The organism is uncultured Thalassospira sp. (assembly GCF_963976115.1).
Taxonomy (GTDB): Bacteria; Pseudomonadota; Alphaproteobacteria; order Rhodospirillales; family Thalassospiraceae; genus Thalassospira.
This window is the reverse complement of sequence record NZ_CAXBJJ010000004.1, coordinates 231,662-257,637: the sequence shown is the minus strand read 5'-3', so window position 1 is coordinate 257,637 and position 25,976 is coordinate 231,662. Positions and strand designations below refer to the sequence as shown.

Here is a 25,976-nt window from a genome sequence, read left to right as displayed (position 1 = left end):
AAGAGGTGATCGTATTTTGACGTGGTTTTTCATTTCCATTTTTGCGTTTCTGGCGGGCCATATGGTGCCGGGATTGTTTCGTCGTGCGTTGGTCGCACGTTTGGGAACGCCCCTTTATGTATTGTTTTTTTCGCTGGTTTCAACGGGTCTTCTGGTATGGGTCGTGGCGGCGGAATTGCAGGCGGACTATATTCTCCTTTGGCCTTATGACCCGCGCGCACACTGGGTTCCAATCATTGCGATGCTGCCGGTTTGCATTCTTTGGGTGGCCGCAGTGCGCCAGCCGTGCCCGTTATCGATTGGTCACGCGCGCGGCTATAACCCGGATCATCCCGGGATCAACCTTTTGACCCGGCATCCGCTGTTGCTCGGTGTTGTGATTTGGGGGCTGGCCCATATGGCGCCCAATGGTCATTTGGCGGCAGTAATATTTTTTGGCGGCAGCGCGCTTTTTGCCCTGTTGGGGATGGGCCGGATGGAGAAAATGCGCCTTCGCCAGCTTGGTGCCAGCGAATTTAACCGGCTTTGTACCGGGACTCGGCGGTTTAACTGGCGTGGGTTGTTAAATGGCGCGCTGGACTGGCGCGATGTAACAGGCGGCATCATATTGTATGGCATGATCATATGGTTGCATCCTATTGTCCTTGGTCGTGATCCGTTGGCCTTTTAACCAGGCAGGTTGCTTAAATTATCTGCACCGTCCTTGCCCTGACCCGGGCGGGATGTGATAGGCTATGCCCTGCGAACAGAACGGTACCCGTTGCTGTTTGTTTCAGATTTTGCCGGCCGTTTGCCGGTCAGATTATTTTGCGAGGTGCCATGACCTCTATCGAACTTGCATCCATGTTATCGCGGTTTGCCGAAATTGAAGGGCGCCATCCCCGCATTTTGATTGCGGCGGCATCGCACGATGAAGAACGGCTGTTAAAATCGGTGGCGAGCCTGTTTGCCGATGGCGGATTTGATGTTGATATTTCGCCGCCGGTCTCGGACGAAACATCAATTGCCCGGCAGGTGATTGATTGCGACGCCGATATTTTGGCCCTTATTCGCCTGAAAGCCGAAGGGGAAGACCGGGTGCGTGTGGCCGACCTTATTTCGTCGATTGATGCGCAAGGTGCGCAACATGTGCAATTTGGCATTATCGGCAATCCCGAAGATCCGGCCCGCGATACAGTGGATTTTGTGTTTGATGCAGCCCATTTTGCCACCGGCGACATCGGCGGATTGATGCGGTTTTTGTTGCTGCTTGAAGAAAGCCGGATGGGGGCAGCGGCACCCCCGCAGGGCTGACCAAGGGGTGATAAGCTGCTTTCTGTTGATTGATGTATAAACGCCGATGATTTTTTGCCGGTATTGCGGCATTATGGTGATCCGGGATGCACATTGTGTGCGCTTTTTACAGAACCAGTATGGATCAGCCCCGGTTGGCGTCAGGTAGATGTGCGAAGGGAATTGCAATGGGAATGCTTAAGGAAACGCTGTTGCGCGTTTTTGTTGGCAAAAGCGGGCGTGAAGCGCTGCGTGCCTATCAGGATGCGCAGGCACTGCCGGTTGATCCATTGTCGGTTCCGCCCGGATCAGCCCCGGCAAAGGGGGCGGTTCATGGTGCAGATGGCATGGCCAACCGGAATGCTGCCAGTGCCGCCTATGGGGGCGGTGCTGCCCCGCAAGGTGCGCGGGCGCAGACCCCCGTTGCACAGGCCCAGCAAGCCCGGCAGGCAAGGCGCATTGCCGATCGCGCCCTGGCCCACGAAGCCGAAGGCATGGATGTTGACGAGGCCCGCGCCCAGGCCCTGGCCGAAACATTGCTGGAATCGCAAAATCCATCGACCGAGGTTTTGGCAGCATTAAGTGCGGCAGATAACAAACTGGGCCAGGAAAAAGGCCGTTATGCCAAGGCCGGACAGGCGCCCGGGCGTGAAAAGCTGATTTTGGATGCCCTCAATACCATGCGCAGCAAGCAGGCCGATCTTGATGCCCTGGACCCTGATGCGCGCATGAAACTTACCCTGATGGCGCTGAGTGCCTTTGGCATGGGCAACGACAAGGCCGGGCATTAAAGCACTTTTCCTTTAAATTTAAAGGAAAGATGCTTTAATTTCGGGGTGTTTACCGGGCTATATCGCGATGCAGGCCCATGGTCAGTTCGGCGTAATCGGGTTCGTTATCGGGGGTGATAGCCCCGTGGCGGATCAGAAAATCAATGATCACCAGTGCGCAATTGAATTTAAAGTCAAACCCGGTGCGGACCCTTTCGGCGACATCGGCCAGGGGCAGCAGTTCAAAATGACTGACTTCGCCGTCAACGGGGCGGGGCACAAAATCGGCCGGTAATTCCAGATCATAATTGACCATGACATCGGGTTTGATGCCCTTTTCCGTTTCATGGACATAGGAAACCGTGCCCACGGCCTTCATGGTGGTGGTCAGACTTTCGGGAATGTTGGCTTCTTCGGCGCATTCCTTGACCATGTTCTGACGAAAGCTGTAGCCGGTGGGCTGGCCGCCTGCGACCATGTTGTCAAGCTGGCCGGGATAGGTGGGTTTGGATTTTGACCGGTGGGCGATCCACATGTAAATGCCCCCGTTCTTGCGAACGTAACCGTTCAAATGAACCCCCCAGGATCGAAACCCGAAATAGGACATGGCGGACCGGTCCATCACGCATAGAGGTGCATCGTTCAGGGTGGGGCGCACATCGAATTTTTCGCCGTGCAGGCTCTTGATGATGCCGTCGCGGTGCAAATCGGCAATCAGGGCGGCAAACGCCTGGCTGCGGGCATCCGGTGTGGCAACGACGCGCGCAAGGTGAAGGCTGCCATCAGCCCCCTTGCGCACGACATGCTTTGAAGGGTGATCGATCAGGGCGTTGGCAAAAGCCGGGCGGGTGCCGCCGATGACGCGGCCATCTATGCAAAAGGGAATATAGTCTTGCGGTTTTGCACTGTTACAGGCGTGAATATGGTCGATAAAAGCCATCAGGGCTGCTCCGCGTAAAAGGCAAACCGGCATTGTTCATGCACCATCGGGGTACAATGTCAGTGTTAGCGCAGATTGTTTTGGTGGTGCAATGCTTAACCGGCGCATCTGCCCGTCCCAAACATCCGGCCCATAGCTATGCCATGGGCCGGGTCCGGCGGGCGGGCAGGTTTGTGGCAGGCGGGTGTCTGAAATGCAGGGAAGAAATGATACGGATTAAAGGAAAAGTGCTTTATGGTCAGGCCCGAATTGCCGAATTGGAATAGCCCTTTTCCGATGTCAGCACTGTTTGCACATTTGCGATCTGGCGCAGACAACGGGCGATATGTTCGGCAACGCGGGTTTCCAACTGCTGGATCTGGATGTCGATTTGAAGCTCTTCATGGCCGTCGCGGTCGCTGGCAACAATGGAATGCCAACTGGTGGGGATCAGGTTGCGTTTGGCAAACAGTTCCAGCACGCGGGGCATAACATCGGGTTCAGCAACCGCATGAACGGCAAAACAGTAAACAGATTTAAAGGCCTGAGCAGGCGCATCTTGCACCAGAAGGGCATGATTGGTCATGACGATTCACACACATTCACTTTGATCCAGAAAAAACGACTAACGTCCCGGGGTCCTTAGACCGCCGGGCGAATAATTCGCGTAATCTGAATGAAAGAAATGTGGTGTCTGGTCATGCTTGTTCAAAAATGCACTGCAATCGGCAGTGCCGAAGGCAGAGAAGCTGGGGAAAATTCCCCGGTCATGATGAAGCGATCAATCCGTCAAAGGATGAGGAGCGAAGCGATCAAGGCGACAATGGTTCCGGCAAACAGGATTTCCATTGAACGGGCGATTTGCTGGTCGCGCGCAATGGCAACAGCAGCGGCTTTGCGTTTATTCATCATTTTTCTCCGTCTTCGTGACAGGTCGTATGCACTGTTTAGCGCACAACAGAAATATAGGCAGGCATCGGTACTGGTTACAAGTGCTGTGCGGTTAAAAACGTCAAAAAACCTTCAACTGGGTGGAATAGATAAGGTTTTCTGCGGGTTTGCCGGGCGAAATTTATTGACCCCAAACCCGGTGAAACACATTTGGGACTATTTTGTTAAGATTTCAAATGGGGATTCGCAGCGGATTTTGCAACTTTGGGTCAGATTAATGACGCGCGAAACCTTGTTTGCGGGCGATTCCCGGTCTGCGAAAGGCCGGCGCTTTTTCACGCTCGTGCTGCCTGAGGGTGTCGTTGACCGGTTTTGATCCACAAACCCTCAGGCAGAGATGTGATTAAGGGACGTGCAGTTCGGTAGAGCCAATTTCGACAGGTGATTTGCCATCCCGTGAAAACAGGATGCGGCCCTGATAGGTGCCGCTGCGCCATTGGTCGCCGGGGCGGTCGGCATTGACATAAAACCATTTGGCGCGCGGGCCATTGTCGTTAGGCAGTTTGATGGTGAAATCGCGGCTGCCGTTAAAACCCCGTGGCCCCGCGACATTCAGCGTGATGATATCGCCATCATTCACCCCGATCAGATAGCCCCAGAAATACAGAGCCGGGCTGGTGGCCGGCAGGGTATCGCCGCGATCATAGCCGCGTTTGATGTCGGTGGCATTGGGGCGACCCGATGAAAAGCCCAGCGCATAAAGATGCACGGGGCGATAGGTCATTTGCGCACTGGCTTGCGGTGTCCATAAAACCGACTGGTTGGCAGCACAATTATCGGTCCCGGGATCGGCCATGTCGGTGCCGCTAAACGGGTCGATCAATTTGTCGTTCTGGCGCAGGTTGAAATGCAAATGCGGGAACGTCGCCTGGCCCGACATGCCGATCAGGCCAATGGTTTGCCCCCGGCTGACGCGATCGCCCTTGCGTACGGCAATGGAGCCGCGCCGCAGGTGGCAATACTGGCTTTGCCAGCCATCATCATGATCAATCAGGATGCCGTTGCCGCATTCAATGCCGGAAAGGGCATCTTTGTTCAGGCGTCCGGCGTCAATATCCTCGACACCGTCGCGGGTGGCGCTAACGACACCATCGGCAACAGAAAGTGCCGCAACACCATTTATCATGGCTTCTTCGTCGGGAATGGCAAAATCGGTGCCGCGGTGGCCGTCATAGGTGCTGGTGCCACACGCAAAATCGCGAATACCCGGCCCGGCATCGTGGTCAACATAATGGACGATGTCGCATTCGCCGTAAGGGCAATCAACCGGCAAGTCGAAAGGCGGCCCGTCTGCGCGCGCCGGTACCGCATACAGCGCCCCCGCCAGAATGCCGATGGCACACATTGCGGAACACACTATTTTGTGACCCATAAAGGTCTCCTTGCTGATTGCCTTGTCACGGGGAAACAATATTGTGGCTGCAACACCCCAATGAGCAGCCTGACGGCATCGTTTTTAAAACCTGTGCAAAACAGGTAAAAATACGGTGTCACCCATTATAGCCTGATCTGTCATATGTATACGGGCCGTTATGACAGTTCAAACCCATTTTACACAGGAATTTCATCAGGGTCATGGATCAAACTGTGCTTTTTCGTTTGACGGTTTTTGCCGTGCTGTTGCTGGTGATGGCCGGGTGGGAGTTTTTACAGCCCTATCGCAAGGGGGCCGGGCAAAGCCGGGGCGGGCGCTGGGTGACCAGTTTTTCCCTGATGATATGCGGGGCCGCACTGAGCCGTTTTACCATCGGGGCGGGCATGATCATTGCCGCATCCTATGCGCAGGGGCGCGGCTGGGGGCTGTTGCCGATGCTGGGTTTGCCGGCACCTGTGGCGGTTTTACTGGCGGTTATCGGCCTTGATTGTGCCGTTTACTGGCAACATCGTTTTACCCACATGTTTCATGTGCTATGGCGCTTTCACCGGGTGCATCATATCGATCCGGGGTTTGATGTTTCAACTGCGGTGCGGTTCCACCCCCTCGAAATTGCGGTATCGGCGGCCTATAAGGCGGGTTTTGTCGTTGTTTTGGGGGCTGATGCCTGGGCGGTGGTAATTTACGAAACCTTGTTAAGCAGTTTTGCCCTGTTTAATCATGGTAATGTGCATTTGCCCCGCTGGATGGATCACATCTTGCGCGGGCTGTTTGTCACGCCTGACATGCACCGTATTCATCATTCGGCCGTGATGGTGGAAACCAACAGCAATTATGGAAATATCCTGTCGGTCTGGGACCGGATATTTGCCAGTTATATTGATCAGGCCCAACAAGATGACCGCGCCATGCGGATTGGCCTGAACGAATTTCGCGATCCGCAAAGCCAGTCGCTGGTCGGCAGTTTATGGCTGCCCTTTCGCCATGATCCGGTCAGTACCCGTCAAAAAAATAACAACCGGCAAGGGTGATCCGTGCCGGTTGCTGGTCTGGTTTGCGTGGAAAGAATGTTTCCGGGTTACCTCGCAATGCCCCGAACCGCCAGGGCCGATGCCACCAGCGAGCGCCGCCCATCATTGCCACTGCCGATATAAGACCGGCGAACGGCGTCTTGCAGGCTGTGGGCGGCCTTTGCATCCAGGGATGTGAAAAAATCGCGGATCAGGCTGTGGCTGCCCAAAAGCGGTTGCCAGTAATCGTTGAAATCGAGAAAATCCATACGGATCGACAGGGTGGCGGTGCCAATTTCGGTCAGTCCGGCATCGGCCCATAAATCAAGCAGGGCATCTTCGTCTTTAAAGGCGACGTTGAAAATACGGGCGCGCAGGGCTTCGCCCTCGCCATCAAACAGGATGGCTGCGGCATCAAGAAACAGCCGCAAAACCGCCAAGCCCCCGGCGCGGTCCCATACCATTGCGGCAATAACGCCGCCGGGCCGTGTGACGCGCTGCATTTCGGACAAAGCTTTTTCCGGTTCGGCCAGGTCGTTTAAGACCAGTTGCGAAAAGGCCGCGTCAAAGCTGGCATTTTCATAAGGCAGGGCACTGGCATCGCCGGGCTGAAATTTAACGTTGGGGGCGGCATTCAACAGGGCCTCGCCCAGATAATCGGGCAAAAGGTCGATGCCGGTAATATGGGCTGACGGGTAACGGGTGGCGGCGGCCAAGGTTAGACTGCCTGTACCACAGCCCACATCAAGCAATGTACCGCAGGCGGGCGCATCGACGAAGGCCAGAAAGGTGCGCGCCAGGCGGCGGCTCCATCGTCCCATGGCGATTTCATAGATGTCGGCGGCTGATGTGGTCATGGTTGTGTTCCGCAAGTGATAAGGCACCCTGCCCGCAGGGCGTATTTTTAAGGGCAATACCGGGCCGGGGACCGGTATTGTGGTGTTGTTTCAAGTGCTAATATTGATTGCGCCGCCTGCCAAAGCAATGGACATTCGATCGCGGCGATGGCGGGGATCGGGATTTGCCGGGGAAGGGGCACGGGCCACGGCCATTGTGCAAAGCACCTAAAAATCGGTAAAATTTCGGGGGGATTCCTGTGACAGTTCGTCGAAATTTTTAAATTGCCATTGCTAAACCACAGTTTGATGATGATAGTTTACGCATATTGCACCGCACAAACATAACAGGCAGGGAATGGATACGATGACAAAACGTGATGGTCTTGAAGGCTACTTTTTGGAAGATCTGGAAGTTGGCATGGAAGGCAGCTATGCCAAAACCGTGACCGAAACCGATATTATCCTGTTTGCGGGTGTGTCGGGCGATTGCAACCCGGTGCATTTAAACGATGAATTTGCCAAAACCACCATGTTTGAAGGGCGTATTGCCCATGGTATGTTGTCTGCCGGGTTTATTTCAACCGCTCTGGGAACCCGTTTGCCGGGACCTGGTACCATTTATCTGTCGCAGAATTTGCAGTTTCGCGCCCCGGTCCGCATTGGCGATACCGTGACTGCCACGGTTAAGGTGCGCGAAATTATTGCCGCGAAAAAGCGCGTTGTGCTTGATACTGTCTGCACGGTTGGCGATCGGGTGGTTATTTCGGGCGAGGCAATTGTGATGGTGCCATCGCGCGGCCAGGCTGGTTTGCCCGGTTAAGCCAATAAGTTAAATGTGTGCAAGGTTGCCGGGCTTCATGGCTTGGTGCCTGCATACATATTGGGCTGTTTGGATGGGGCATCATAGGCCGTGTTGCGGAAATAATGCAACAGCATGGCTGTTTTGCAGCGTTATAATCAGGAAAAGGCTTTACGCTTTGGCCTTGGGCGATTTATAGCTGCCTGCCGGGTTTTGCACACAGCAGCCCGGAATGGTATTTCATTTGGCGAGCAACACAGAGAGACTGGCATTGATGCGCGTTTTTCGATCCTTTGAAAATTTGCCCATCGATGCGCGTGGCGCGGTTGTTGCCATTGGCAATTTCGACGGGCTGCATCTGGGGCATCAAACGATTTTGAGCCACGCCCGCAAAATGGCTGCCACGCTAAATGCCCCTCTGGCGATCCTGACGTTTGAGCCGCATCCGCGCATGATTTTTCGCGCGGGAGAACCGCCGTTTCGTCTGACATCGGCACAGGATCGCGTTGCGGCCGCCGCCGAACTTGATGTTGATCTGTTTTATGAAATTGAATTTGACCGTGCATTTTCAGCCCTGACTGCCGAAGAATTTATCAAAAAGGTTCTGGTCGATGGGCTGGGGGTGCGCCATGTGGTTGTCGGATGGGATTTTTGCTTTGGCAAGGGGCGGTCCGGCAATGTTGATACCCTGCGCAAAAATGGCGAGAAAGACGGTTTTGGTGTGAGTGCGGTTGATGCGGTAACTCATGATAATGGTGTTGTTTATTCATCGACCGCCATTCGTCAGGCCCTGCGCGAGGGGCGGCCCGAAGATGCGCGCACCTTGCTGGGACGGCCGTGGGAAATTGGCGGAATTGTCATTCATGGCGATGCCCGCGGGCGGACCATCGGCTTTCCGACCGCCAATGTGGCGCTGGGGCTGCATTTGCGGCCTAAATTCGGGGTATATGCGGTTCGGCTGGGGCTTGTGGCGCAAGACGGCTCGCATCATGTCGAAGGCTGGATCGACGGAGTCGCCAATATTGGCATCCGCCCCAGCTTTGGCGGCGATGCACAAGCCGGGCTTGAGGCCCATCTTTTTGATTTTGACCGTGACATATATGGTCGCACCGTTCGGGTTCGCCTGATCGGCTTTATTCGTGGCGAACAGAAGTTCGATGGGCTTGATGCCCTAAAGGCCCAGATTGGCCGTGATGTGAATACGGCCCGTGAAATTCTGGTGGCAAACCCGCCGGTCAATCCCGGGATTTGAAATTGGTTGCGAACCCGCTATGATCCGCAGCCCCCTTTGGAGGGGCAGCCCGGATCGGGGTTTGCCTGTGAAATAAAGTGCAAGACGACAGGACTGTCACGATGAGCGTCGAATATAAAAAGACCGTTATCCTGCCCCAAACCGATTTTCCGATGCGGGCGGGTTTGCCGAAGATGGAACCGACATTGCTGGAGCAATGGCAGAATGACGATCTTTACGACACCATTCGCGGGATTTCCAAAGGCCGTGAAAAATTCGTTCTGCATGATGGCCCGCCCTATGCCAACGGCCATCTTCACATTGGCCATGCGCTCAACAAGATTTTAAAAGACGTGATCACCCGGTCGCAACAGATGATGGGCAAGGACGCCGTCTATGTTCCCGGTTGGGATTGCCACGGTTTGCCGATCGAATGGAAGATCGAGGAACAGTACCGTGCGAAGGGCAAAAACAAGGACGAAGTTCCTATTGCCGAATTTCGCAAGGAATGCCGTGAATTTGCCCAGAAATGGGTGGATATCCAGCGCGAGGAATTCAAACGTCTGGGCGTGATGGGCGATTGGGATAATCCCTATATCACCATGGATTACCGCGCCGAGGCCGCCATTGCCCGCGAGTTGGGCAAGTTTTTGATGAACGGGTCGCTTTATCGCGGGTCCAAGCCCGTGATGTGGTCGGTTGTTGAAAAAACCGCCCTGGCCGAAGCCGAAATTGAATATCACGACCATACCAGCAAGACCATTCATGTGCGTTTCCCGGTGGTGACATCACCGGTGACCGCACTTGACGATGCCAGTATCGTGATCTGGACGACCACGCCCTGGACCATTCCGGGCAACCGCGCCATTTCGTATGGCGAGGATATTGATTATGTCGTGATCGAAGTGACCGAAACCGCCGAGGAATGCTGGGCCAAGGTTGGTGAAAAGCTGGCGGTTTGTGCCGATCTGGTTGAAGACATGTGCAAAAATGGCCGTATCCTGGGGCACAAGGTTGTTGGCACTTTCAAAGGACGTGATCTTGAAGGCGGCATTGCCGCCCATCCGTTCCGCGGGCAGGGCTATGATTTTGATGTGCCGTTGTTAGCGGCTGATTATGTCACGACCGATACCGGTACCGGCTTTGTTCATACCGCCCCGACCCATGGCCCCGACGACTATGTCACCGGCCTGAAACACGGGTTGGAAGTACCCGAAATGATCGATGCCGAAGGCAAATATTACGACCATGTGCCGCTGTTTGCGGGTCGGTTTGTTTATGATGCCAACGGCAAGGAAGGCGATGCCAACGAAACCGTTATCGCCAAACTGATCGAGGATGGGGCGCTGTTGTCGCGCGGGCGGATGAAGCATAGCTATCCGCATTCCTGGCGGTCCAAAGCGCCGATCATTTATCGGACCACGCCGCAATGGTTTATTTCCATGTCGGAAAATGGCCTGCGGGAAACCGCGCTTAAGGCAATTGACGATACCCGCTTTGTCCCCGAAACCGGGCGCAACCGTTTGCATTCGATGATTGCCAACCGGCCGGACTGGTGCGTTTCGCGCCAGCGTGCCTGGGGTGTGCCGATTACGGTGTTTGTCAACAAGAAAACCCGCGAACCGCTGCGGGATCAGGCGGTGCTGGATCGTGTTTATCAGGCCTTCCGCGAAGAAGGTGCCGATGTGTGGTTTACCTGGGATGCGCAGCGTTTTCTTGGCAATGACTATAATGCCGATGATTACGAACAGGTGATGGACGTTCTTGATGTGTGGTTCGATTCGGGATCGACGCACAGCTTTGTTCTGGAAGAACGCCCGGATTTGAAATGGCCGGCCGATCTGTATCTTGAAGGGTCGGACCAGCATCGTGGCTGGTTCCATTCATCGCTGCTGGAATCGTGCGGAACGCGGGGGCGTGCCCCTTATGATGCCGTTTTGACGCACGGCTTTGTTCTTGATGGCAAGGGCTATAAAATGTCCAAGTCGCTGAACAATGTGGTTGCCCCGCAAGACATGATTAAAAAGTTCGGCGCGGACATTTTGCGTTTGTGGGTTGTCAGTTCCGATTATCATGATGATTTGCGCATTTCGGACGAAATCATCCAGCGCCATTCCGACATTTATCGTCGTTTGCGCAATACCCTGCGGTTCCTTTTGGGTAATCTGGCGGGCTTTGACGCGGCCGAAAAGGTTGCTGATAGTGAATTGCCGGAACTTGAACGCTGGGTTTTGCACCGGTTAAGCAAACTTGACGATCTGGTGCGCGAAACAACCGACGCGTTTGATTTTCATCAGTTGTTCATTGAACTGCATAATTTCTGTTCGCAGGATCTGTCGGCGTTCTTTCTTGATATTCGCAAGGACGCGCTTTATTGCGACGCGCCGAGCAGCTTGCGCCGCCGGGCTGCCCGGACGGTGATGGATCGGGTTTTTGACAGCCTGGTGCGCTGGTTGGCACCGGTTCTTTGTTTTACCGCCGACGAAGCCTGGCGGGCACGTTATGGCAATGACAGTTCGGTTCACGCCCAGACCTATAACGCTGTTTCCGATGGCCGGAAAAACGACGAACTGGCCGCGAAATGGGAAAAAATTCGCAAATTGCGCCGGGTCGTGACCGGGGCGCTGGAAGTGGAACGGGCCGAAAAACGTATTGGCGGCAGCCTGGATGCCGCCCCCAAAGTTTACGCCAGTGCCGATTATGTCGAGGCCCTGAACGGCCTTGATCTGGCGGAAATTGCCATTACATCGGACATCGAACTGATTGCCGGTGATGCGCCCGAAGGGGCCTATTGCCTGGACGACGTGGCGGGTGTTGGTGTGGTGCCAGGCTTGGCCAAAGGGGAGAAATGCGAGCGTTGCTGGCAGATTTTGCCCGAAGTTGGATCACACCCCGAACACAAGACGATTTGCCATCGTTGTGCCGACGCCGTTGATGAAATGGGCGTTGCCACCGCGTAGGCCGATTTAAACGAGAAACTGGGTCGGGCGAGATGCCCGCCCACCGACGGAGGGCGGCATTGACCGGTTTCGATCAATGCAGTTTGGTATTATATGGGCAGACGGAAAGAAAATTGATGAAACATCGCGCCTTTGCTTTTGGCCTGCCGGTGCTGGTAATTGTTTTTATCATTGACCAGTGGACCAAACAGATTGCGATTGATGCGCTGTCCTACCCGACACGCTATATCACCGTGACTCCGTTCATGAATTTTGTGCTGGCCTGGAACCCCGGTGTGTCGTTTGGCCTGTTTCAGGGGCAGGCCCCGTGGGTGATGATTGCGGGTACGACCGCGATCACCATCGGGTTTCTGATCTGGATGTGGCGGACACGGGACCGGGTTTTGGGAATCGCACTGGCAATGGTTGTTGGCGGTGCGGTCGGTAATCTGGTAGACCGGTTACGTCACGGGGCAGTTACGGACTTTATCGATTTGCACGTTGCAGGCTATCATTGGCCGGTATTTAATATTGCCGATACCGGAATCACAATGGGAGCCGCGTTACTGTTGATCGATTCCCTGTTTGGCGGTAAAAAAACTTCGCGATAATTTTGGTCGGGCCGCAGGTGGCCTGATGACAGACTTGCAAGAGGCGTGAATGACCCGGAAATCTCATCTGATCAGGATTGTGGCGCTAACCGGGTTGGCGTTTGCCGTTACCGGTTGTGAATCGACAAAAGAAACCTTTGGTCTGAATAAACAGTCCCCTGATGAATTTCAGGTGGTTTCGCGGGCTCCGCTTAGCCTGCCGCCGGAATATAATCTGCGTGCACCGGAACCTGGTATTGCGCGGCCGCAAACTGGTACAACGACCGAACAGGCCCGCCGTATTCTGACCGGCGAAACACCGAACCCGGTGGCGCGTGACCTTAACACTGCGGATCGCAGCAGCGGTGAAGTTGTGTTGCTCGAAAAGAGCGGGGCACAATATGCCGATCCGAATATCCGGACCGAAGTGGACCGTGAAACCTCGATCCTGGTCAAGGAAAACGCGAGCGTTATCGACAGGCTGGTCTTCTGGCAGGAAAAACCTGCCTTTGGCAGCGAAGTTGATGCCGAAAAAGAAGCAAAGCGTATTCGTGACCAGCAAGCACTTGGCAACCCGGTTACCGAAGGCGACACGCCGACGATTGAACGCCGTAAAAAAGGCATTCTCGAAGACATTTTCTAGAATTTTCCAATCGGGCAGTGGCAAAAATGCCGGATCGCCAAATTGTGATCACATTTCCAAGGGCGCGGATCTTCCGCGCCCTTGTTCTGTCATAATCGGTTCTTAATTAAAGCATGTTTCCTTTAATATGACCCATTTTGTTTGATTTTGGCGTGTCGTTTGGCAAGGCACAGCGCGCTGCGCGATGCGGCGCATCGGGCGAGCGGTGTAACGCCGCCAAACACCGCCAAAATCAAACCCTGTGGGCCAGCGCAGTCTGCCGCCTGGCTGCGTCGAAATCCTTGTCCGTAAACCCATTACGCCCTGCGGATTTCTCCTTGCCAGGCGGCAGACTGAGCTGGCAAAATGTGTCATATTAAAGGAAATATGCTTTAGAACACCCCGCACCATTTACAAAAAATGGGCGGGTCATAAAAAAACAATTCGCTAAATTCCCGGACAGACTCCCAAGGAAGACAGCATGAAATTTTTGTCCCAACGTATTTGGCACCGCGTCCCGGTCGTGCTTCCGGTTTTGATGATGGTGTTGGTTTTGCTTGCCCCGGTTGCACGGGCAAGTGTGTTTAATCCTGAAACAACGACCCTTTCCAACGGGATGCAGGTGGTGCTGGTGGAAAACCACCGGGCGCCGGTTGTCACCCATATGGTGTGGTACAAGGCAGGGGCCGCCGATGAAGTGCCTGGAACTTCGGGTATTGCCCATTTTCTGGAACATCTGATGTTCAAGGGGACCAAAACAATTGCGCCTGGCGAATTTTCCAAAATTGTTGCGCGCAATGGCGGGCAGGACAATGCCTTTACCTCGTGGGATTATACCGCCTATTTCCAGAACATTGCCCGCGACCGTCTGGGGATGGTGATGGAAATGGAAGCGGACCGGATGCAAAACCTGCAACTGACCGACAAGGTGGTTTTGCCTGAACGCGACGTCATTGTCGAAGAACGCCGGATGCGTATCGACAATAACCCCAGTGCCCTGCTGGGCGAGCAGATGCGCAATGCCCTGTTCATGCAGCATCCCTATGGGCGGCCCATTATTGGCTGGTTGCATGAAATGCAGCAACTGACCACCAGGGATGCGATGGACTGGTACAAAAAATGGTACACGCCCAATAACGCTATTCTGGTTGTTGCCGGCGATATCACCATGGCCGACTTAAAACCGATGGCCGAAAAATATTACGGCAGCATCAAGGGCCATGACGTGCCCAAACGCGTGCGGGTTAAAGAACCCGTCCAACATGCGCCGCGCAAGGTGACGTTAACCGATGCCCGTGTCGGGCAACCGTCAATGTCGCGCTATTATCTGGCACCGTCCTATAATACCGAACATGCCGATGAAGCCGCCCCGCTGGAAGTGTTTAGCGAAATTCTGGGGTCTGGCACCACCAGCCGCCTGTACAAGTCGCTGGTGGTTGACCAGAAGCTGGCAACGTCGGCGGGCAGTTTTTACGACCCGGTGGCGATGGATTTATCGACTTTTGGTTTTTATGCCGTCCCGCGTGACGGGGTGGAAATGGCCGATCTCGAAGCCGCCCTTGATGGTGAAATTGCCAAAACCCTGAAAGACGGGATTACGCAAAAGGAACTTGATGAAGCCCGGCAACGCTTGCTCGACAGTGCGGTTTTTGCCCGTGATTCGCTGTCGGCGGGCGCGCGCACCCTGGGTGAAGCACTGGCCGTTGGTTTGACCGTAGACCAGGTTGAAAGCTGGCCCGACCGGATCAAGGCTGTGACCGTTGAGCAGGTTAATGATGCTGCCCGTGCGGTGCTGGACGATAAACGCTCGGTGACCGGGTGGTTGTTGCGGCCCAAAGGGGCCAAGGGCCCGGGCATGCCCACCGCCCCGGTAACCGGCGAAACGGAGACGCATTGATCATGGCATTTTCATTGAAAACAAAATCGCGCCACTTTGCCGCCGGTTTGATGGCGCTGGTGGGCGTTGCCAGTTTTGGCCTGGGATCGGCACAGGCGGTTGAAGTGCAAGAAGTGGTCAGCAAGGGCGGCATCAAGGCCTGGCTGATCGAAGATCATTTAAACCCGCTTTTGACCGTTGATTTTTCCTTTAAGGGGGCGGGTGCCGCAACCGATCCTGATGGCAAGCTGGGCCGGGCCAATATGGTTTCAGGCCTGATTGACGAAGGCGCTGGCGATATGGACAGCCAGACCTTTCGCGGGTTGATGGAAAACAAATCGATCAGCCTGTCCTATGATGCGGGGCGCGATGATTTTACCGGATCACTGGTGACATTGACGCGGGAACGCGAAACGGCGGTAAAGCTGCTTGAATTGTCGTTGACCAAGCCCCGGTTCGATGATGAAGCGGTTGAACGCATTCGCTCGCAGATTGTCGCCGGGTTGAAACAGCAAGAAACCGACCCCGGTTCGATGGCGCAGCGGGCTTTTTTCAAGGGTGTATTTGGCGATCATCCCTATGCCCGCCCGGTTGAAGGAACCTTTGAGACGGTGAATGGCCTTAAGGTTGCCGATCTGCGCGACTTTGTAAAACAGTCGCTGGCGCGCGATAACCTGGTTATCGGTGTTGCAGGCGACATTACCGCCAAGGAACTGGGCCCGTTGCTGGATGCGGCCTTTGGCGGGTTGCCCCAACATAGCAAACTGCCCGAAATTTCTTCTGTGACGCCCAGATTTGGCGGCGATGTGCAGGTTATTTCACAAGACAACCCGCAAAGCCAGGCGATATGGGGCCAACAGGGCATGGCGCGCAAGGACAAGGATTTTTACGCCGCCTATATCATGAACTATGTTCTTGGCGGCGGTGGCTTTTCGTCACGCCTGACCGAGGAAGTGCGTGAAAAACGCGGCCTTGCCTATGGCGTTTATAGCTACCTTGCCAATCTGGATCACGCCAATATCATGATGGGCGGGGTTGCAACGCGCAATGATGCGATTGGCAAAAGCCTGTCGGTTATTCGTGATGAATGGCAAAAAATGAAGGAAAAAGGCATTAGCCAGGCCGAACTGGACAATGCCAAATCCTATCTGACCGGCGCATTTCCGTTGCGTTTTACCAGCCTTGGCAATTTGTCGGGAATGCTGGTGGGGATGCAAAGCGAGGATTTGGGAATTGATTTCCTTGATAAGCGAAATGATTACGTTAATGCCGTGACACTTGATGACGTGAACAGGGTGGCAGGCAAATTGCTGGACCCTGATCACGTGAGCGCAATTGTGGTCGGCAAGCCGGAAGGCAAGCTGAGCTTTTAGCAAGCCGTAATCAGCGCTATCGCGTTTAAAACAGCTGCGCCAGGGCCTGCATCATATGCGGCCCTGGTTTTTTTATAGCTGTTTATGCGTGTCAGGCCGTGGCGGTAAAGTTCCGGCGGATGAAAGGTCGGGCGAATGTCAGCGCGATGGCAAGGCCACCTGCCAGGCAAAGCAGATAAACCAGCATGAAATTTTGATAGGACATAAAGGGGGCAACTTTGCGCGCCACGCCAAAAAGTGACGCAAAGAGCCACGAAACCGAACTGATGGCACCAGACGCACTGCAAACAAGGATTTGAAAACCGGTGATTTTACCGCGAGATCCGGCAAAAAACGGGAAGGCGTAAAAATGCAGGAACAGGCCGTTCAGTGTCAGGATGGCAACGACGGTGACTTTGGCAAAAACTTTGCCATTGGCCATGATCGCGCTGGCGTTAAACCCAATTCCCATGCCAATCAGGGCCAAACCCGAAATCCATAACAAAGCCAGCCAGAAGGCGGTGTTTCGGGCATCTCTGGCCAGGTTTCGCCGCCCTGTGTGATACGCGCCGCTTAACATTGCCAGGTCCGCCTTGGCGACAAGAACAATGGCAAAGGCGAAGGAAAACAGATGGGCGATCAGCACCGCCTGATAAACAAGGGCCTGAAGAAAGCCGGGGGTAACAACTGTCATTTACTGCAACCTTGATAAAATTTTGTTCGCTATTGCAAAAATGGTAACGACAGTCTTGTTCAATAAAAATTCTATTGTTCTGCTTATCATGTTCGAATAAATTGAATGAATGGCAGAAATTACCCTTGATCAACTTAAGGTTTTTGTGTGCATTGCAGAACTGGGAAGTTTTGCGGCGGCGGCGCGTCATTTAAATCGGGCGCAGTCGGCGATCACTTATGCCGTTCAAAAACTGGAGCAGCAAACCGGCCTTCTGCTGTTTGATCGCGACATGTATCGACCAACCCTGACTCGGGCCGGGCATCTTTTGTTGCCTTATGCGCAAAAGGTACTGGGGGATGTATCGGAATATTGGCGCAAGGCGGCGGGAATTTCGCGCGGCCTGGAAGCCTCGATTACGATTGCGATTAGCCAGTTTGTGTCACCAGACCCGATCATTGAAACGCTGGTTGCATTTCAGGGCCAGTTTCCAACCGTCCGGGTGGAGTTGATCACGCAGACGATCCAGCGTGCAGAAGTGCTTGATAATGGCAGTGCGGACATTGCCATCATGCCGGAATTTGTACCGCTCGGCAGCAGCTATATGCGGTATTCCTGCGGAACCGAACGTATGGTTGCGGTAGCGGCCCCCCGCCATCCGCTTGCCAGCCAGAAAACGGCATTACATCCGACGGAAATGCAGCAACATTTGCAAATCATGATTTCCGGGCGGGTCGAGGGGCGCGATAAGCGCAATTATGCCTTGCAGGCACCTGATTTCTGGAAAACCGACGACATGGACATGAAAAAACGCATGATCCTGCGCGGGGCCGGATGGGGGGCATTGCCCGAATATATGGTGCGCGCCGACATTGACGCAGGCCGCCTTGTGGAATTGTCGCCGGTGGAATGGGATGGCCTTGATCAGCTGCCGGAACTCAAGATTGTCGTTGCCTATTGCCGCGACAAGGTGCTGGGCCCGGCGGGTTTGTGGTTTGCAAAGGCTTTGTCCGGGCTGTGGCGGCCCGGTAAAAGTATCGACTGATGTTTTGAAGGGGCTGCTTTGGGCACCCCGATATGTCGCGGGATTGTAGGATTACAGGCTTTGCTGGATGTGACGCCGGATGGCATCTTCCAGGGCTTTTGCATCGCGGTTGCGCACAGCGGTGACCATTTCAAAATGCTCGATGCTTGATTGTTTGGCGCGTTGACGGGTTTTCCATTGTCCGGCGGGGGCAGACGGAATGCGACGACGTAAATCGTCGATGGTCGCCACGATTTCCGGGTTGCCAGACATGCTTAACAATTGGCGGTGAAAGATCTGATTGGCTTCGTGTTGCTGAACAATGCTGCCGGTATCGATCAGGTCTGCAAAGGTTTGCGCCATATTTTCCAACTGGTCGCATTCGGGCCGGGTGCTGTGGCGCACGATGCGGGCGGCGGCGGCACATTCGATCATGGCGCGCACTTCGAGCAGGTTGCGAACCTCGTCGTTATCGGCTTCATAGACATAATAACCACGGTTGAGCTCGTGGCGGATCAGCTGTTTTTGTGCCAGCCGGTCCAGTGCCAGCCGGATCATGGGGCGTGATGTTTTGTAACGTTGTTGCAACTCGATCTGTTTTAGCCACGATCCCGGCGCATAGGCCCCCGCCTGAATATCGGTGGCAATCTGGTCCATCAGATCGGTTTCTGTGTTGGTGTGTGCTGGTGTTAACGTTTCCACAGGTTGCTCTTTTAATGAGTTTGGTGCTTTTGGGTTGAATATGTCTTTATAGCCAACTGGCAAAAACATACCAGATACATTGAATTGTATAAACAATACGCATTTTTACGTAGTGCATATTTTTCGTCCATAAAAAGGGATTGTTCTTTACAAAAAAGAAATATTCGCCAAAATTGGCACCAATTTATGAATGATGAATACGAATACAAGGAAAATCACATGGCTGCCACGTCGAATGCGGACGCGATCTGGACAATGGTTGAGGGGCACAGCCCCGATTTGTGCGCTATGAGTGACGAGATTTGGGAAACGCCGGAGCTGAATTATCAGGAAGTCAAAAGCGTTGCACGGCATAAAGACATGCTGGCGCAAAAAGGATTTCGGATAAGCGAGAATGTGGGGGGTATTCCCACTGCTGTGATGGGAGAAGCGGGCGACGGCGGCCCGGTGATTGCCATTCTGGGCGAATATGACGCGCTGCCGGGCTTAAGCCAGGAAGCCGGTATTGCCGAGCAAAAACCGCGTAATGACAGTGGCAACGGGCATGGCTGCGGGCACAACCTGCTTGGTTCTGGTGCGATGTTGGCCGCGATTGCGGTACGTGATTTTTTAGAACGTAACAACCTGCCTGGCCGGGTGCGCTATTATGGCTGCCCTGCCGAAGAAGGCGGATCGGCCAAGGGCTTTATGGTGCGCGCGGGCGCGTTTGACGATGTTGACGTTGCCATTTCCTGGCATCCGGCCCCGTTTGCCGGGGTGAACAACCCGATTTCGCTGGCGTGCAACGAACTGGAATTTCATTTCAAGGGTCGGGCGTCGCATGCGTCAGCCTCGCCGGAACTGGGGCGCAGTGCGCTTGACGCGGTCGAGCTGATGAATGTGGGGGCGAATTACATGCGCGAACACATGCCCAGCACGGCGCGCCTGCATTATGCCCTGATCGATGCCGGTGGCGTTGCCCCCAACGTGGTACAGGCCAATGCCACCGTGCGCTATCTGATCCGTGCGCGTGAACTTGATGAACTGATCGAACTGGTTGAACGGGTGAAGAAAATTGCCCAGGGTGCTGCATTGATGACCGAAACCAGTGTCGAACATGTGGTGGTTAGCGGGGATGCCAATCTGATTGGCAATACGCCGCTTGAACAACTGATGTATCGCAAGCTCGAAGCTTTGGGCCCACCTGAATTTGATGATGCTGATCGCGATTTTGCCCGCAAAATTCAGGCAACCTTGAGCGAGAAGGATATTCGTGCGGCTTATGCCCGCTTTGGCCTGAAGCCGCGCCTGGATGTGCCGCTATGCGACACGATTTTTCCGCCTGAAAGTGGCGATGGCCGCCATGTCGGATCGACAGATGTGGGCACGGTTAGCTGGGTGGTTCCCACCGTGCAGATGCGTGGTGCGACCTATGCCATTGGTACGCCGGGCCATAGCTGGCAGTTGGTGGCACAGGGCAAAACGCCTGCCGCCCACAAGGGCATGGTTCATGCTGCCAAGGTTATGGCGGCAACGGCATCGGAACTGTTTGCCGATCCGTCACTGGTTGTCGCAGCCAAGGCCGATTTTGCCGAACGCCGCGAAGGGCGACCGTTCATCAACCCGATCCCCGAAGATGTGAACCCGCCGATCCCCGGTTATGGCAAGGCAGCGGAATAATGACCCGACCAGTCTGTTTTGCCATGTCATACCGGCTGGTTGAGCCTGCCCAACACCATGAAAGGATGCGCTGATGTCGCATGCCAGTTTCTGGGAATTGATGAATTTTGGCCCCGATGGCTGGGGCTGGTCGATGGTGCGTGCCGCGGGCATGACCGTGATGGTCGCGCTGGCTGGTTTTATGCTGGGCGGGGTTATCGGCAGTTTTGGCGCGTGGGCCAAAATTGCCGGAAATCGCCCGGTGCGGATTGCGGCAGATGCCTATACGACTATTTTGCGCGGCCTCCCCGACCTTTTGGTGATTTTCCTGTTTTACTTCGGCGGCAGTCTTGCGCTGTCAGCGGTTTATCGTGCCTTTGGCGGCGAGGGGTTTGTGGATTTTCCCGGTTTTGCCGCCGGGGCCATGGCGATCGGTTTGACATCGGGCGCGCAACATACCGAAGTCCTCCGGGGGGCCTATTACGCCATTCATGATGGTGAACTTGAGGCGGCAAAGGCGGCGGGCATGACCCGAATGCTGATGCTGCGCCGGATCACGATGCCGTTATTGTTGCGCCATGCCTTGCCGGGCCTGGGAAATGTCTGGCAGGTGGTGCTCAAAGAATCGGCTCTTGTATCGGTTACCGGTATGATCGAACTGGCCCGTCAAGCGCAGATCGGGGCCGGGTCCACCCGCCAGCCTTTCTATTTCTTTATGGCTGCGGCTATCTTGTTTTTAGCAATCACGTTTGTCTCTAACCGGGTTTTTCGTTTCTCCGAGGCGCATTTCTCACGCGGTATACGAGGGGCAAGATGATCGATTTTCCATTTATGTATGAGGCGCTGATGCGCCTTTTGCCCGGCATTCCCATGACCTTGCAACTGGCATTTATTGCCTCGGTCTTTGGGGTATTTTTTGCCCTTGCCGCGGCCCTTATGCAGCTTTCGGGCAATGTTGTTTTGCGCTCGATGGCCGATTTTTATGTGTTTTGCATTCGCGGCACCCCGCTTTTGATTCAGTTGTTTCTGATCTATTATGGCATCGGTCAGTTTGATTTTATCCGCCACAGCTTTATGTGGCCGATCCTGCGCGAACCCTATTGGTGTGCGATTTTTGCCCTGATGGTGAATACCGGTGCCTATGGCAGCCAGATTGTGCGCGGGGGCCTGTTATCGGTGCCACAAGGGCAAATTGAAGCTGCGCGCAGCTGTGGCATGTCGCGGGTGATGATTTATCGCCGTATTATTTTGCCGCTTGCCATTCGTCAGGCCCTGCCAGCTTACGGCAATGAAGTCATCCTGCTTTTAAAGGCAACCTCGCTGGCATCGATCATTACTCTGATGGAAATTACCGGTTTGGCGGCCAAGATGATTTCGGAAACATATCGCGTGGTCGAGGTGTTTTTGGTCGCAGGCAGCCTTTATTTGCTGATCAATTTCATTTTGTCACGCGGGGTGGCGGTGTTGGAAAAACGGCTGATGCGCCATACCGCTGCCGAACGCCCGTCGTCACGAGTTGCCGCGCGGGGGGCGGCATAACATGTCACCGTCACGCATGATGCCAGCGGCGCAAAGCACGCTAAATAGCGGCTTTTCGCCAGCACCCGTTGATGCCCGGATCGCCGGTCAAAACACTGCGATCAGCATTCGAAACCTGCATAAAAACTTTGGCGAGGTCGAAGTTTTAAAGGGCCTTGATCTTGATGTGCCCGAAGGGCAGGTGGTGTCGATTTTGGGGTTATCGGGGTCGGGTAAATCGACCTTGCTGCGCTGTGTTAATTTTCTGGAAGCCCCGACCCAGGGTGAAATCACCATCGCCGGTGAAACCGTGCGGACCCGTCAGGGGCGTAATGGCGACCTTGAAGCCGCCGATATCGGGCAATTGAACCGGTTGCGCACCAATGTTGGCATGGTGTTTCAAAGTTTTAATCTGTGGTCGCACAAAACCGTTTTGGAAAATGTCATGGAAGCGCCGGTGTTTGTGCAAAAGCGCCCGCAGGCCGAATGTCATGACGAAGCCTGCGCCTATCTTGAAAAAGTGGGCATTTATGACAAGCGGTTTTCCTACCCGTCACGCCTGTCGGGGGGGCAGCAGCAACGGGCGGCCATTGCCCGGTCTTTGGCCATGCATCCCAAAGTCATGTTGTTTGATGAACCTACATCGGCCCTGGACCCCGAACTGGTGGGCGAGGTGTTGCGCGTGATGCGTGCCTTGGCCGACGAAGGCCGGACCATGCTGGTGGTGACACATGAAATGGGGTTCGCCCGGGAGGTTTCCAACCGGGTGATTTTTCTTGAACAGGGGTGGATCGAGGAAGACGGCACACCGCAAACAGTGTTTGGAGCCAGCCGCTCGGCCCGGTTCCGGCAATTTATCGCGGCCCAGCCGCATTAACAGATATGGCGCAAAAACGCCAAAATCAATCATCACGGAGGTCTAAATGAAAATTGGAAAGTTGGTACTGGCCGTTTGCATGGGGCTTGCAATGCTGGGCCAGGCAGAAGCCAAGGAATGGACGCAAGTTACACTGGCCACCGAAGGTGCATTTCCCCCGTGGAACTCTACCAAACCCGATGGCACGCTTGAAGGGTATGAAATTGATTTGTACAAGGATTTGTGCCGCCGCATGAATGTGGAATGCACCATGGTGACCCAGGCATGGGATGGTATTATCCCGGCCCTGCTGGCGGGCAAGTTTGATGCCATTATGTCGGGCATGTCGGCGACGGCAAAACGCGAAAAGGTCATCAGCTTTTCGGAATCCTATGGCACCACCGGCCAGACCTTTGCCGTAGCGCGCGGCAGCGACCTTGAAAAAATGCCGCATTTTGGTGAAGTTTTCTCGCTTGAAACTGAATTGCCGCAGGCTGAAAAGGCCGTTGAAGACATCAAGCCGTTCCTTAAAGGCAAAATCGTTGGTGTACAGACCGCGTCCATCGCGTCGGTATTTCTTGATAAATACCTGAAAGACACCGTTGAAATCCGCGAATACAAAGCAACCGAACAGCATGATCTTGACCTGCTGGCGGGGCGTGTTGATCTGATCATGGCATCGATGGCTTATCTGTCGACCGCTGCTGCCAAGGAAGGCAATGGCGACATGGTTGTGGCCGGTCCGCGTTTCCAGCGCGGTATTCTGGGCCGGGGCAGCTCGATCGGGTTGCGCAAGGAAGATACCGATCTGCGTGACATGTTTAGCAAAGCGATTGCAGAAGCCAAGGCCGATGGCACGATCAAGAAGCTGTCGGACAAATGGTTTGGTTTTGACGTAACGCCGCATTGATTTTAAATCGGGATAGCTCAACCTTCCCGGTTTGAAACCAACGCCAGACAGGAGCGGCGAAAGGGATTTCGCCGCTCCTGTTGCTTTTGGGGTGTGTGCCCTTCTATATAGGGTATCGAACAACACAGGCTTTTGTTTATGTCGCTGCGCATCTTGCCCCAGAACCTGATCAACCAGATTGCCGCCGGTGAGGTGGTTGAACGCCCGGCTGCGGCGTTAAAGGAACTGGTGGAAAATGCCCTGGATGCCGGGGCGCAAAAGGTGGATGTGGCCCTGCGCGAAGGCGGGCGCACCTTATTATCGGTTACCGATGACGGGCGCGGCATGTTGCCCGAGGAACTCGCCCTGGCGGTTGAACGCCATGCGACATCGAAATTGCCCGATGATGATTTGTTCAATATTGCTTTTATGGGGTTTCGCGGTGAAGCGCTGCCGTCCATCGGGTCGGTATCGCGAATGCGATTGACCAGCCGGACCAAGGATGCCCCAAACGCCTGGAGCCTGAGTGTTGAAGGGGGCAGCAAAAGCGAACCCGAACCCGCCGCCCATCCGTTTGGTACCCGGGTTGAAGTGCGCGATTTGTTTTATGCGACCCCGGCGCGGTTGAAATTTTTAAAAACCGCCCGCACCGAACAGATGTATGCCCGCGAAATTATGGAACGCCTGGCGATGGCGCGGCCCGATGTCGGCTTTAGCTTAAGCGGGGATAACAATAAATCGATCCTGAATTACCCGGCCTGTAGCGGCGATTTGTTTAATGCGCGCCTGAAACGCCTGGGCGCAGTGATGGGCCGCGAATTTCAGGATAACGCGTTGCAAATCGAGGCCGAACGCGAAGGCATTCGCCTGACCGGTTATGCCGGGGTGCCAACCCTGAACCGGGGCAATGCCCAGATGCAGTTTCTGTTTGTCAATGGCCGTCCGGTAAAGGACCGGTTGTTACAAGGGGCGGTGCGCGGGGCCTATCAGGATTTTCTTGCCCGTGATCGGCATCCGTTACTCGCCTTGTTTTTAGAAGTTGAACCGCGCGACGTGGACGTAAACGTGCATCCTGGCAAAACCGAAGTGCGCTTTCGCGACCCGGGGCTGGTGCGCGGGCTGATTGTGGGGGCGTTAAAACATGCGCTGGCCGGGGCCGGGCACCGGACATCGACCACGGTTGCCAATATGGCGATGGGGGCGGTGCGCCGCGAAGGCGAAGATGGCGAGGGCGTGCCCTATGGCGCACTTGGCAGTGCATCGGGCCGAATGGCCGGTTTTGGCGGGTATAATCGCAATCCCAATGCTTATCCCGGTCATCAGGCGATTGAACGCAATTATGCCGCGCAGGCCCCGTTTGATAATGGTGCTGGTGGCCCAGCCATTGGCGGGTTGTTCGACCGGCCACGCGATTTTGGCGGCCATCCATCGGCCGGGCACGACGGTGGTTTTGCCGGGGCGGCGGCGGCGGCCCTTGCGGGCGGCTATGCCAGTGCATCGCCCTCGGCCCGGATTGATGCCACCGATGATACCCGCTTTGTCGATCACCCCCTGGGGGCGGCACGCGGGCAGGTTCATGCCAATTACATCATTGCGCAAACCCGCGACGGGCTGGTGATCGTGGACCAGCACGCGGCCCATGAACGCATTGTTTATGAACGGATGAAGGCCGACCTGGCGCAAACCGGGGTGAAGCGGCAGGGATTGCTCTTGCCCGAGGTGGTTGAGCTTGACGAATCGGGTGCTGACCGGGTGGCTGAACGGGCCGAAGAATTTGCCGAACTGGGGCTGGTGATTGAACCCTTTGGCCCCGGGGCGATTGTGGTGCGCGAAGTGCCCGCCATGCTGGGTAAAGTCGATGTTGCGGCCCTTGTGCGCGACCTCGCCGACGAACTGGCCGAATTGGGGCAGGGCATGGCGCTGAAAGACCGGCTGATGTATGTGTGCGCGACCATGGCCTGCCATGGGTCGGTGCGTTCTGGCCGCAAGCTGAATGCCGATGAAATGAATGCCTTGTTGCGCCAGATGGAGGCAACCCCGCATTCCGGGCAGTGCAACCATGGGCGCCCGACCTATGTCGAGCTGAAATTACACGACATTGAGAAGATGTTTGGCCGACGTTAGCGAATTG

The 25,976-nt window shown here is 55.0% G+C and carries 25 protein-coding genes; 19 read left to right on the top strand and 6 right to left on the bottom strand.

The features are described 5' to 3' along the window. Window positions 1–16 precede the first annotated feature (16 nt). The 3 genes from AAC086_RS06390 to AAC086_RS06380 all read left to right on the top strand — a co-directional run bounded on the left by AAC086_RS06390 (window position 17) and on the right by AAC086_RS06380 (window position 2,063). Window positions 17–670: an NnrU family protein gene (locus tag AAC086_RS06390; RefSeq protein WP_339776682.1), complete on the top strand. Its 654-nt coding sequence runs from the start codon at window positions 17–19 to the stop codon at window positions 668–670. 149 nt (window positions 671–819) lie between these two features. Beyond that, on the top strand, window positions 820–1,293 hold the full coding sequence (locus AAC086_RS06385) for a methylmalonyl-CoA mutase (protein ID WP_339776680.1): 474 nt from the start codon (window positions 820–822) through the stop codon (window positions 1,291–1,293). Between the two features lie 167 nt (window positions 1,294–1,460). Next, on the top strand, window positions 1,461–2,063 hold the full coding sequence (locus AAC086_RS06380; protein WP_339776678.1) for a hypothetical protein: 603 nt from the start codon (window positions 1,461–1,463) through the stop codon (window positions 2,061–2,063). 49 nt (window positions 2,064–2,112) lie between these two features. Here the strand turns inward: AAC086_RS06380 and AAC086_RS06375 are convergent, their stop codons facing one another. Next, the gene (locus tag AAC086_RS06375; protein ID WP_339776676.1) at window positions 2,113–2,982 is read right to left on the bottom strand and encodes a DUF4743 domain-containing protein; all 870 of its coding nucleotides are present in this window, start codon (window positions 2,980–2,982) and stop codon (window positions 2,113–2,115) included. Between the two features lie 238 nt (window positions 2,983–3,220). Continuing rightward, entirely contained in the window at window positions 3,221–3,547 is a 327-nt protein-coding gene (locus AAC086_RS06370; protein ID WP_339776673.1) for a hypothetical protein, read from the bottom strand. 90 nt (window positions 3,548–3,637) lie between these two features. On the opposite strand from AAC086_RS06370, the gene AAC086_RS06365 reads away from it, so the two are divergent. Beyond that, window positions 3,638–4,228, top strand: coding sequence for a hypothetical protein (locus AAC086_RS06365; protein ID WP_339776670.1), 591 nt, complete (start codon window positions 3,638–3,640; stop codon window positions 4,226–4,228). A gap of 27 nt (window positions 4,229–4,255) precedes the next feature. Here the strand turns inward: AAC086_RS06365 and AAC086_RS06360 are convergent, their stop codons facing one another. Then, complete coding sequence (locus AAC086_RS06360; RefSeq protein WP_339776668.1) at window positions 4,256–5,284, bottom strand: M23 family metallopeptidase; 1,029 nt, start codon at window positions 5,282–5,284, stop codon at window positions 4,256–4,258. 203 nt (window positions 5,285–5,487) lie between these two features. On the opposite strand from AAC086_RS06360, the gene AAC086_RS06355 reads away from it, so the two are divergent. Then, window positions 5,488–6,318 (top strand): sterol desaturase family protein, encoded by an 831-nt coding sequence (locus tag AAC086_RS06355; protein ID WP_339776666.1) that lies wholly within the window; start codon window positions 5,488–5,490, stop codon window positions 6,316–6,318. A gap of 47 nt (window positions 6,319–6,365) precedes the next feature. Here AAC086_RS06355 and AAC086_RS06350 read toward each other — a convergent pair whose 3' ends face one another. After that, window positions 6,366–7,154 carry a methyltransferase domain-containing protein gene (locus AAC086_RS06350; RefSeq protein WP_339776664.1) on the bottom strand — a complete coding sequence of 263 codons (789 nt, stop codon included), beginning with the start codon at window positions 7,152–7,154 and terminating at the stop codon, window positions 6,366–6,368. Window positions 7,155–7,491: 337 nt separating this feature from the next. Between AAC086_RS06350 and AAC086_RS06345 the strand changes: the two genes are divergently transcribed. The 7 genes from AAC086_RS06345 to AAC086_RS06315 all read left to right on the top strand — a co-directional run bounded on the left by AAC086_RS06345 (window position 7,492) and on the right by AAC086_RS06315 (window position 16,566). Next, on the top strand, window positions 7,492–7,956 hold the full coding sequence (locus AAC086_RS06345; RefSeq protein ID WP_339776661.1) for a MaoC family dehydratase: 465 nt from the start codon (window positions 7,492–7,494) through the stop codon (window positions 7,954–7,956). 211 nt (window positions 7,957–8,167) lie between these two features. Beyond that, a complete protein-coding gene (locus AAC086_RS06340) occupies window positions 8,168–9,187 on the top strand; it encodes a bifunctional riboflavin kinase/FAD synthetase (protein ID WP_339776659.1) in 1,020 nt (339 codons plus the stop codon). Between the two features lie 101 nt (window positions 9,188–9,288). After that, a complete protein-coding gene (gene ileS, locus AAC086_RS06335) occupies window positions 9,289–12,126 on the top strand; it encodes an isoleucine--tRNA ligase (RefSeq protein WP_339776657.1) in 2,838 nt (945 codons plus the stop codon). 116 nt (window positions 12,127–12,242) lie between these two features. Then, window positions 12,243–12,716, top strand: coding sequence for a signal peptidase II (gene lspA, locus AAC086_RS06330; RefSeq protein WP_339776656.1), 474 nt, complete (start codon window positions 12,243–12,245; stop codon window positions 12,714–12,716). Between the two features lie 49 nt (window positions 12,717–12,765). Beyond that, window positions 12,766–13,338 carry a DUF3035 domain-containing protein gene (locus tag AAC086_RS06325; RefSeq protein ID WP_339776655.1) on the top strand — a complete coding sequence of 191 codons (573 nt, stop codon included), beginning with the start codon at window positions 12,766–12,768 and terminating at the stop codon, window positions 13,336–13,338. A 460-nt stretch (window positions 13,339–13,798) separates the two neighbouring features. Next, complete coding sequence (locus AAC086_RS06320; RefSeq protein WP_339776653.1) at window positions 13,799–15,214, top strand: pitrilysin family protein; 1,416 nt, start codon at window positions 13,799–13,801, stop codon at window positions 15,212–15,214. A 2-nt stretch (window positions 15,215–15,216) separates the two neighbouring features. Continuing rightward, window positions 15,217–16,566 carry a pitrilysin family protein gene (locus tag AAC086_RS06315; RefSeq protein ID WP_339776650.1) on the top strand — a complete coding sequence of 450 codons (1,350 nt, stop codon included), beginning with the start codon at window positions 15,217–15,219 and terminating at the stop codon, window positions 16,564–16,566. A 91-nt stretch (window positions 16,567–16,657) separates the two neighbouring features. On the opposite strand, the gene AAC086_RS06310 is transcribed toward AAC086_RS06315, so the two are convergent. Further along, window positions 16,658–17,239 carry a hypothetical protein gene (locus tag AAC086_RS06310; RefSeq protein ID WP_339776648.1) on the bottom strand — a complete coding sequence of 194 codons (582 nt, stop codon included), beginning with the start codon at window positions 17,237–17,239 and terminating at the stop codon, window positions 16,658–16,660. Window positions 17,240–17,348: 109 nt separating this feature from the next. Between AAC086_RS06310 and AAC086_RS06305 the strand changes: the two genes are divergently transcribed. Beyond that, entirely contained in the window at window positions 17,349–18,263 is a 915-nt protein-coding gene (locus AAC086_RS06305; RefSeq protein WP_339776645.1) for a LysR family transcriptional regulator, read from the top strand. Window positions 18,264–18,314: 51 nt separating this feature from the next. Here the strand turns inward: AAC086_RS06305 and AAC086_RS06300 are convergent, their stop codons facing one another. Continuing rightward, window positions 18,315–18,944: a GntR family transcriptional regulator gene (locus tag AAC086_RS06300; protein WP_339776643.1), complete on the bottom strand. Its 630-nt coding sequence runs from the start codon at window positions 18,942–18,944 to the stop codon at window positions 18,315–18,317. Window positions 18,945–19,199: 255 nt separating this feature from the next. Here AAC086_RS06300 and AAC086_RS06295 point away from each other — a divergent pair, with 255 nt between their 5' ends. The 6 genes from AAC086_RS06295 (at window position 19,200) to mutL (ending at window position 25,969) form a co-directional block, all read left to right on the top strand. Further along, complete coding sequence (locus AAC086_RS06295) at window positions 19,200–20,603, top strand: M20 family metallopeptidase (RefSeq protein ID WP_339776919.1); 1,404 nt, start codon at window positions 19,200–19,202, stop codon at window positions 20,601–20,603. Window positions 20,604–20,676: 73 nt separating this feature from the next. Beyond that, window positions 20,677–21,399 (top strand): ABC transporter permease subunit, encoded by a 723-nt coding sequence (locus AAC086_RS06290; RefSeq protein ID WP_339776641.1) that lies wholly within the window; start codon window positions 20,677–20,679, stop codon window positions 21,397–21,399. Continuing rightward, window positions 21,396–22,121, top strand: coding sequence for an ABC transporter permease (locus AAC086_RS06285; protein ID WP_339776639.1), 726 nt, complete (start codon window positions 21,396–21,398; stop codon window positions 22,119–22,121). Before AAC086_RS06290 ends, AAC086_RS06285 begins: the two co-directional genes overlap by 4 nt. 1 nt (window position 22,122) lies before the next feature. Next, window positions 22,123–22,977 carry an ATP-binding cassette domain-containing protein gene (locus AAC086_RS06280; RefSeq protein ID WP_339776637.1) on the top strand — a complete coding sequence of 285 codons (855 nt, stop codon included), beginning with the start codon at window positions 22,123–22,125 and terminating at the stop codon, window positions 22,975–22,977. A 46-nt stretch (window positions 22,978–23,023) separates the two neighbouring features. Next, window positions 23,024–23,866, top strand: coding sequence for a transporter substrate-binding domain-containing protein (locus AAC086_RS06275; protein ID WP_339776634.1), 843 nt, complete (start codon window positions 23,024–23,026; stop codon window positions 23,864–23,866). 138 nt (window positions 23,867–24,004) lie between these two features. Then, on the top strand, window positions 24,005–25,969 hold the full coding sequence (mutL, locus tag AAC086_RS06270) for a DNA mismatch repair endonuclease MutL (RefSeq protein WP_339776631.1): 1,965 nt from the start codon (window positions 24,005–24,007) through the stop codon (window positions 25,967–25,969). Window positions 25,970–25,976: the final 7 nt, after the last annotated feature.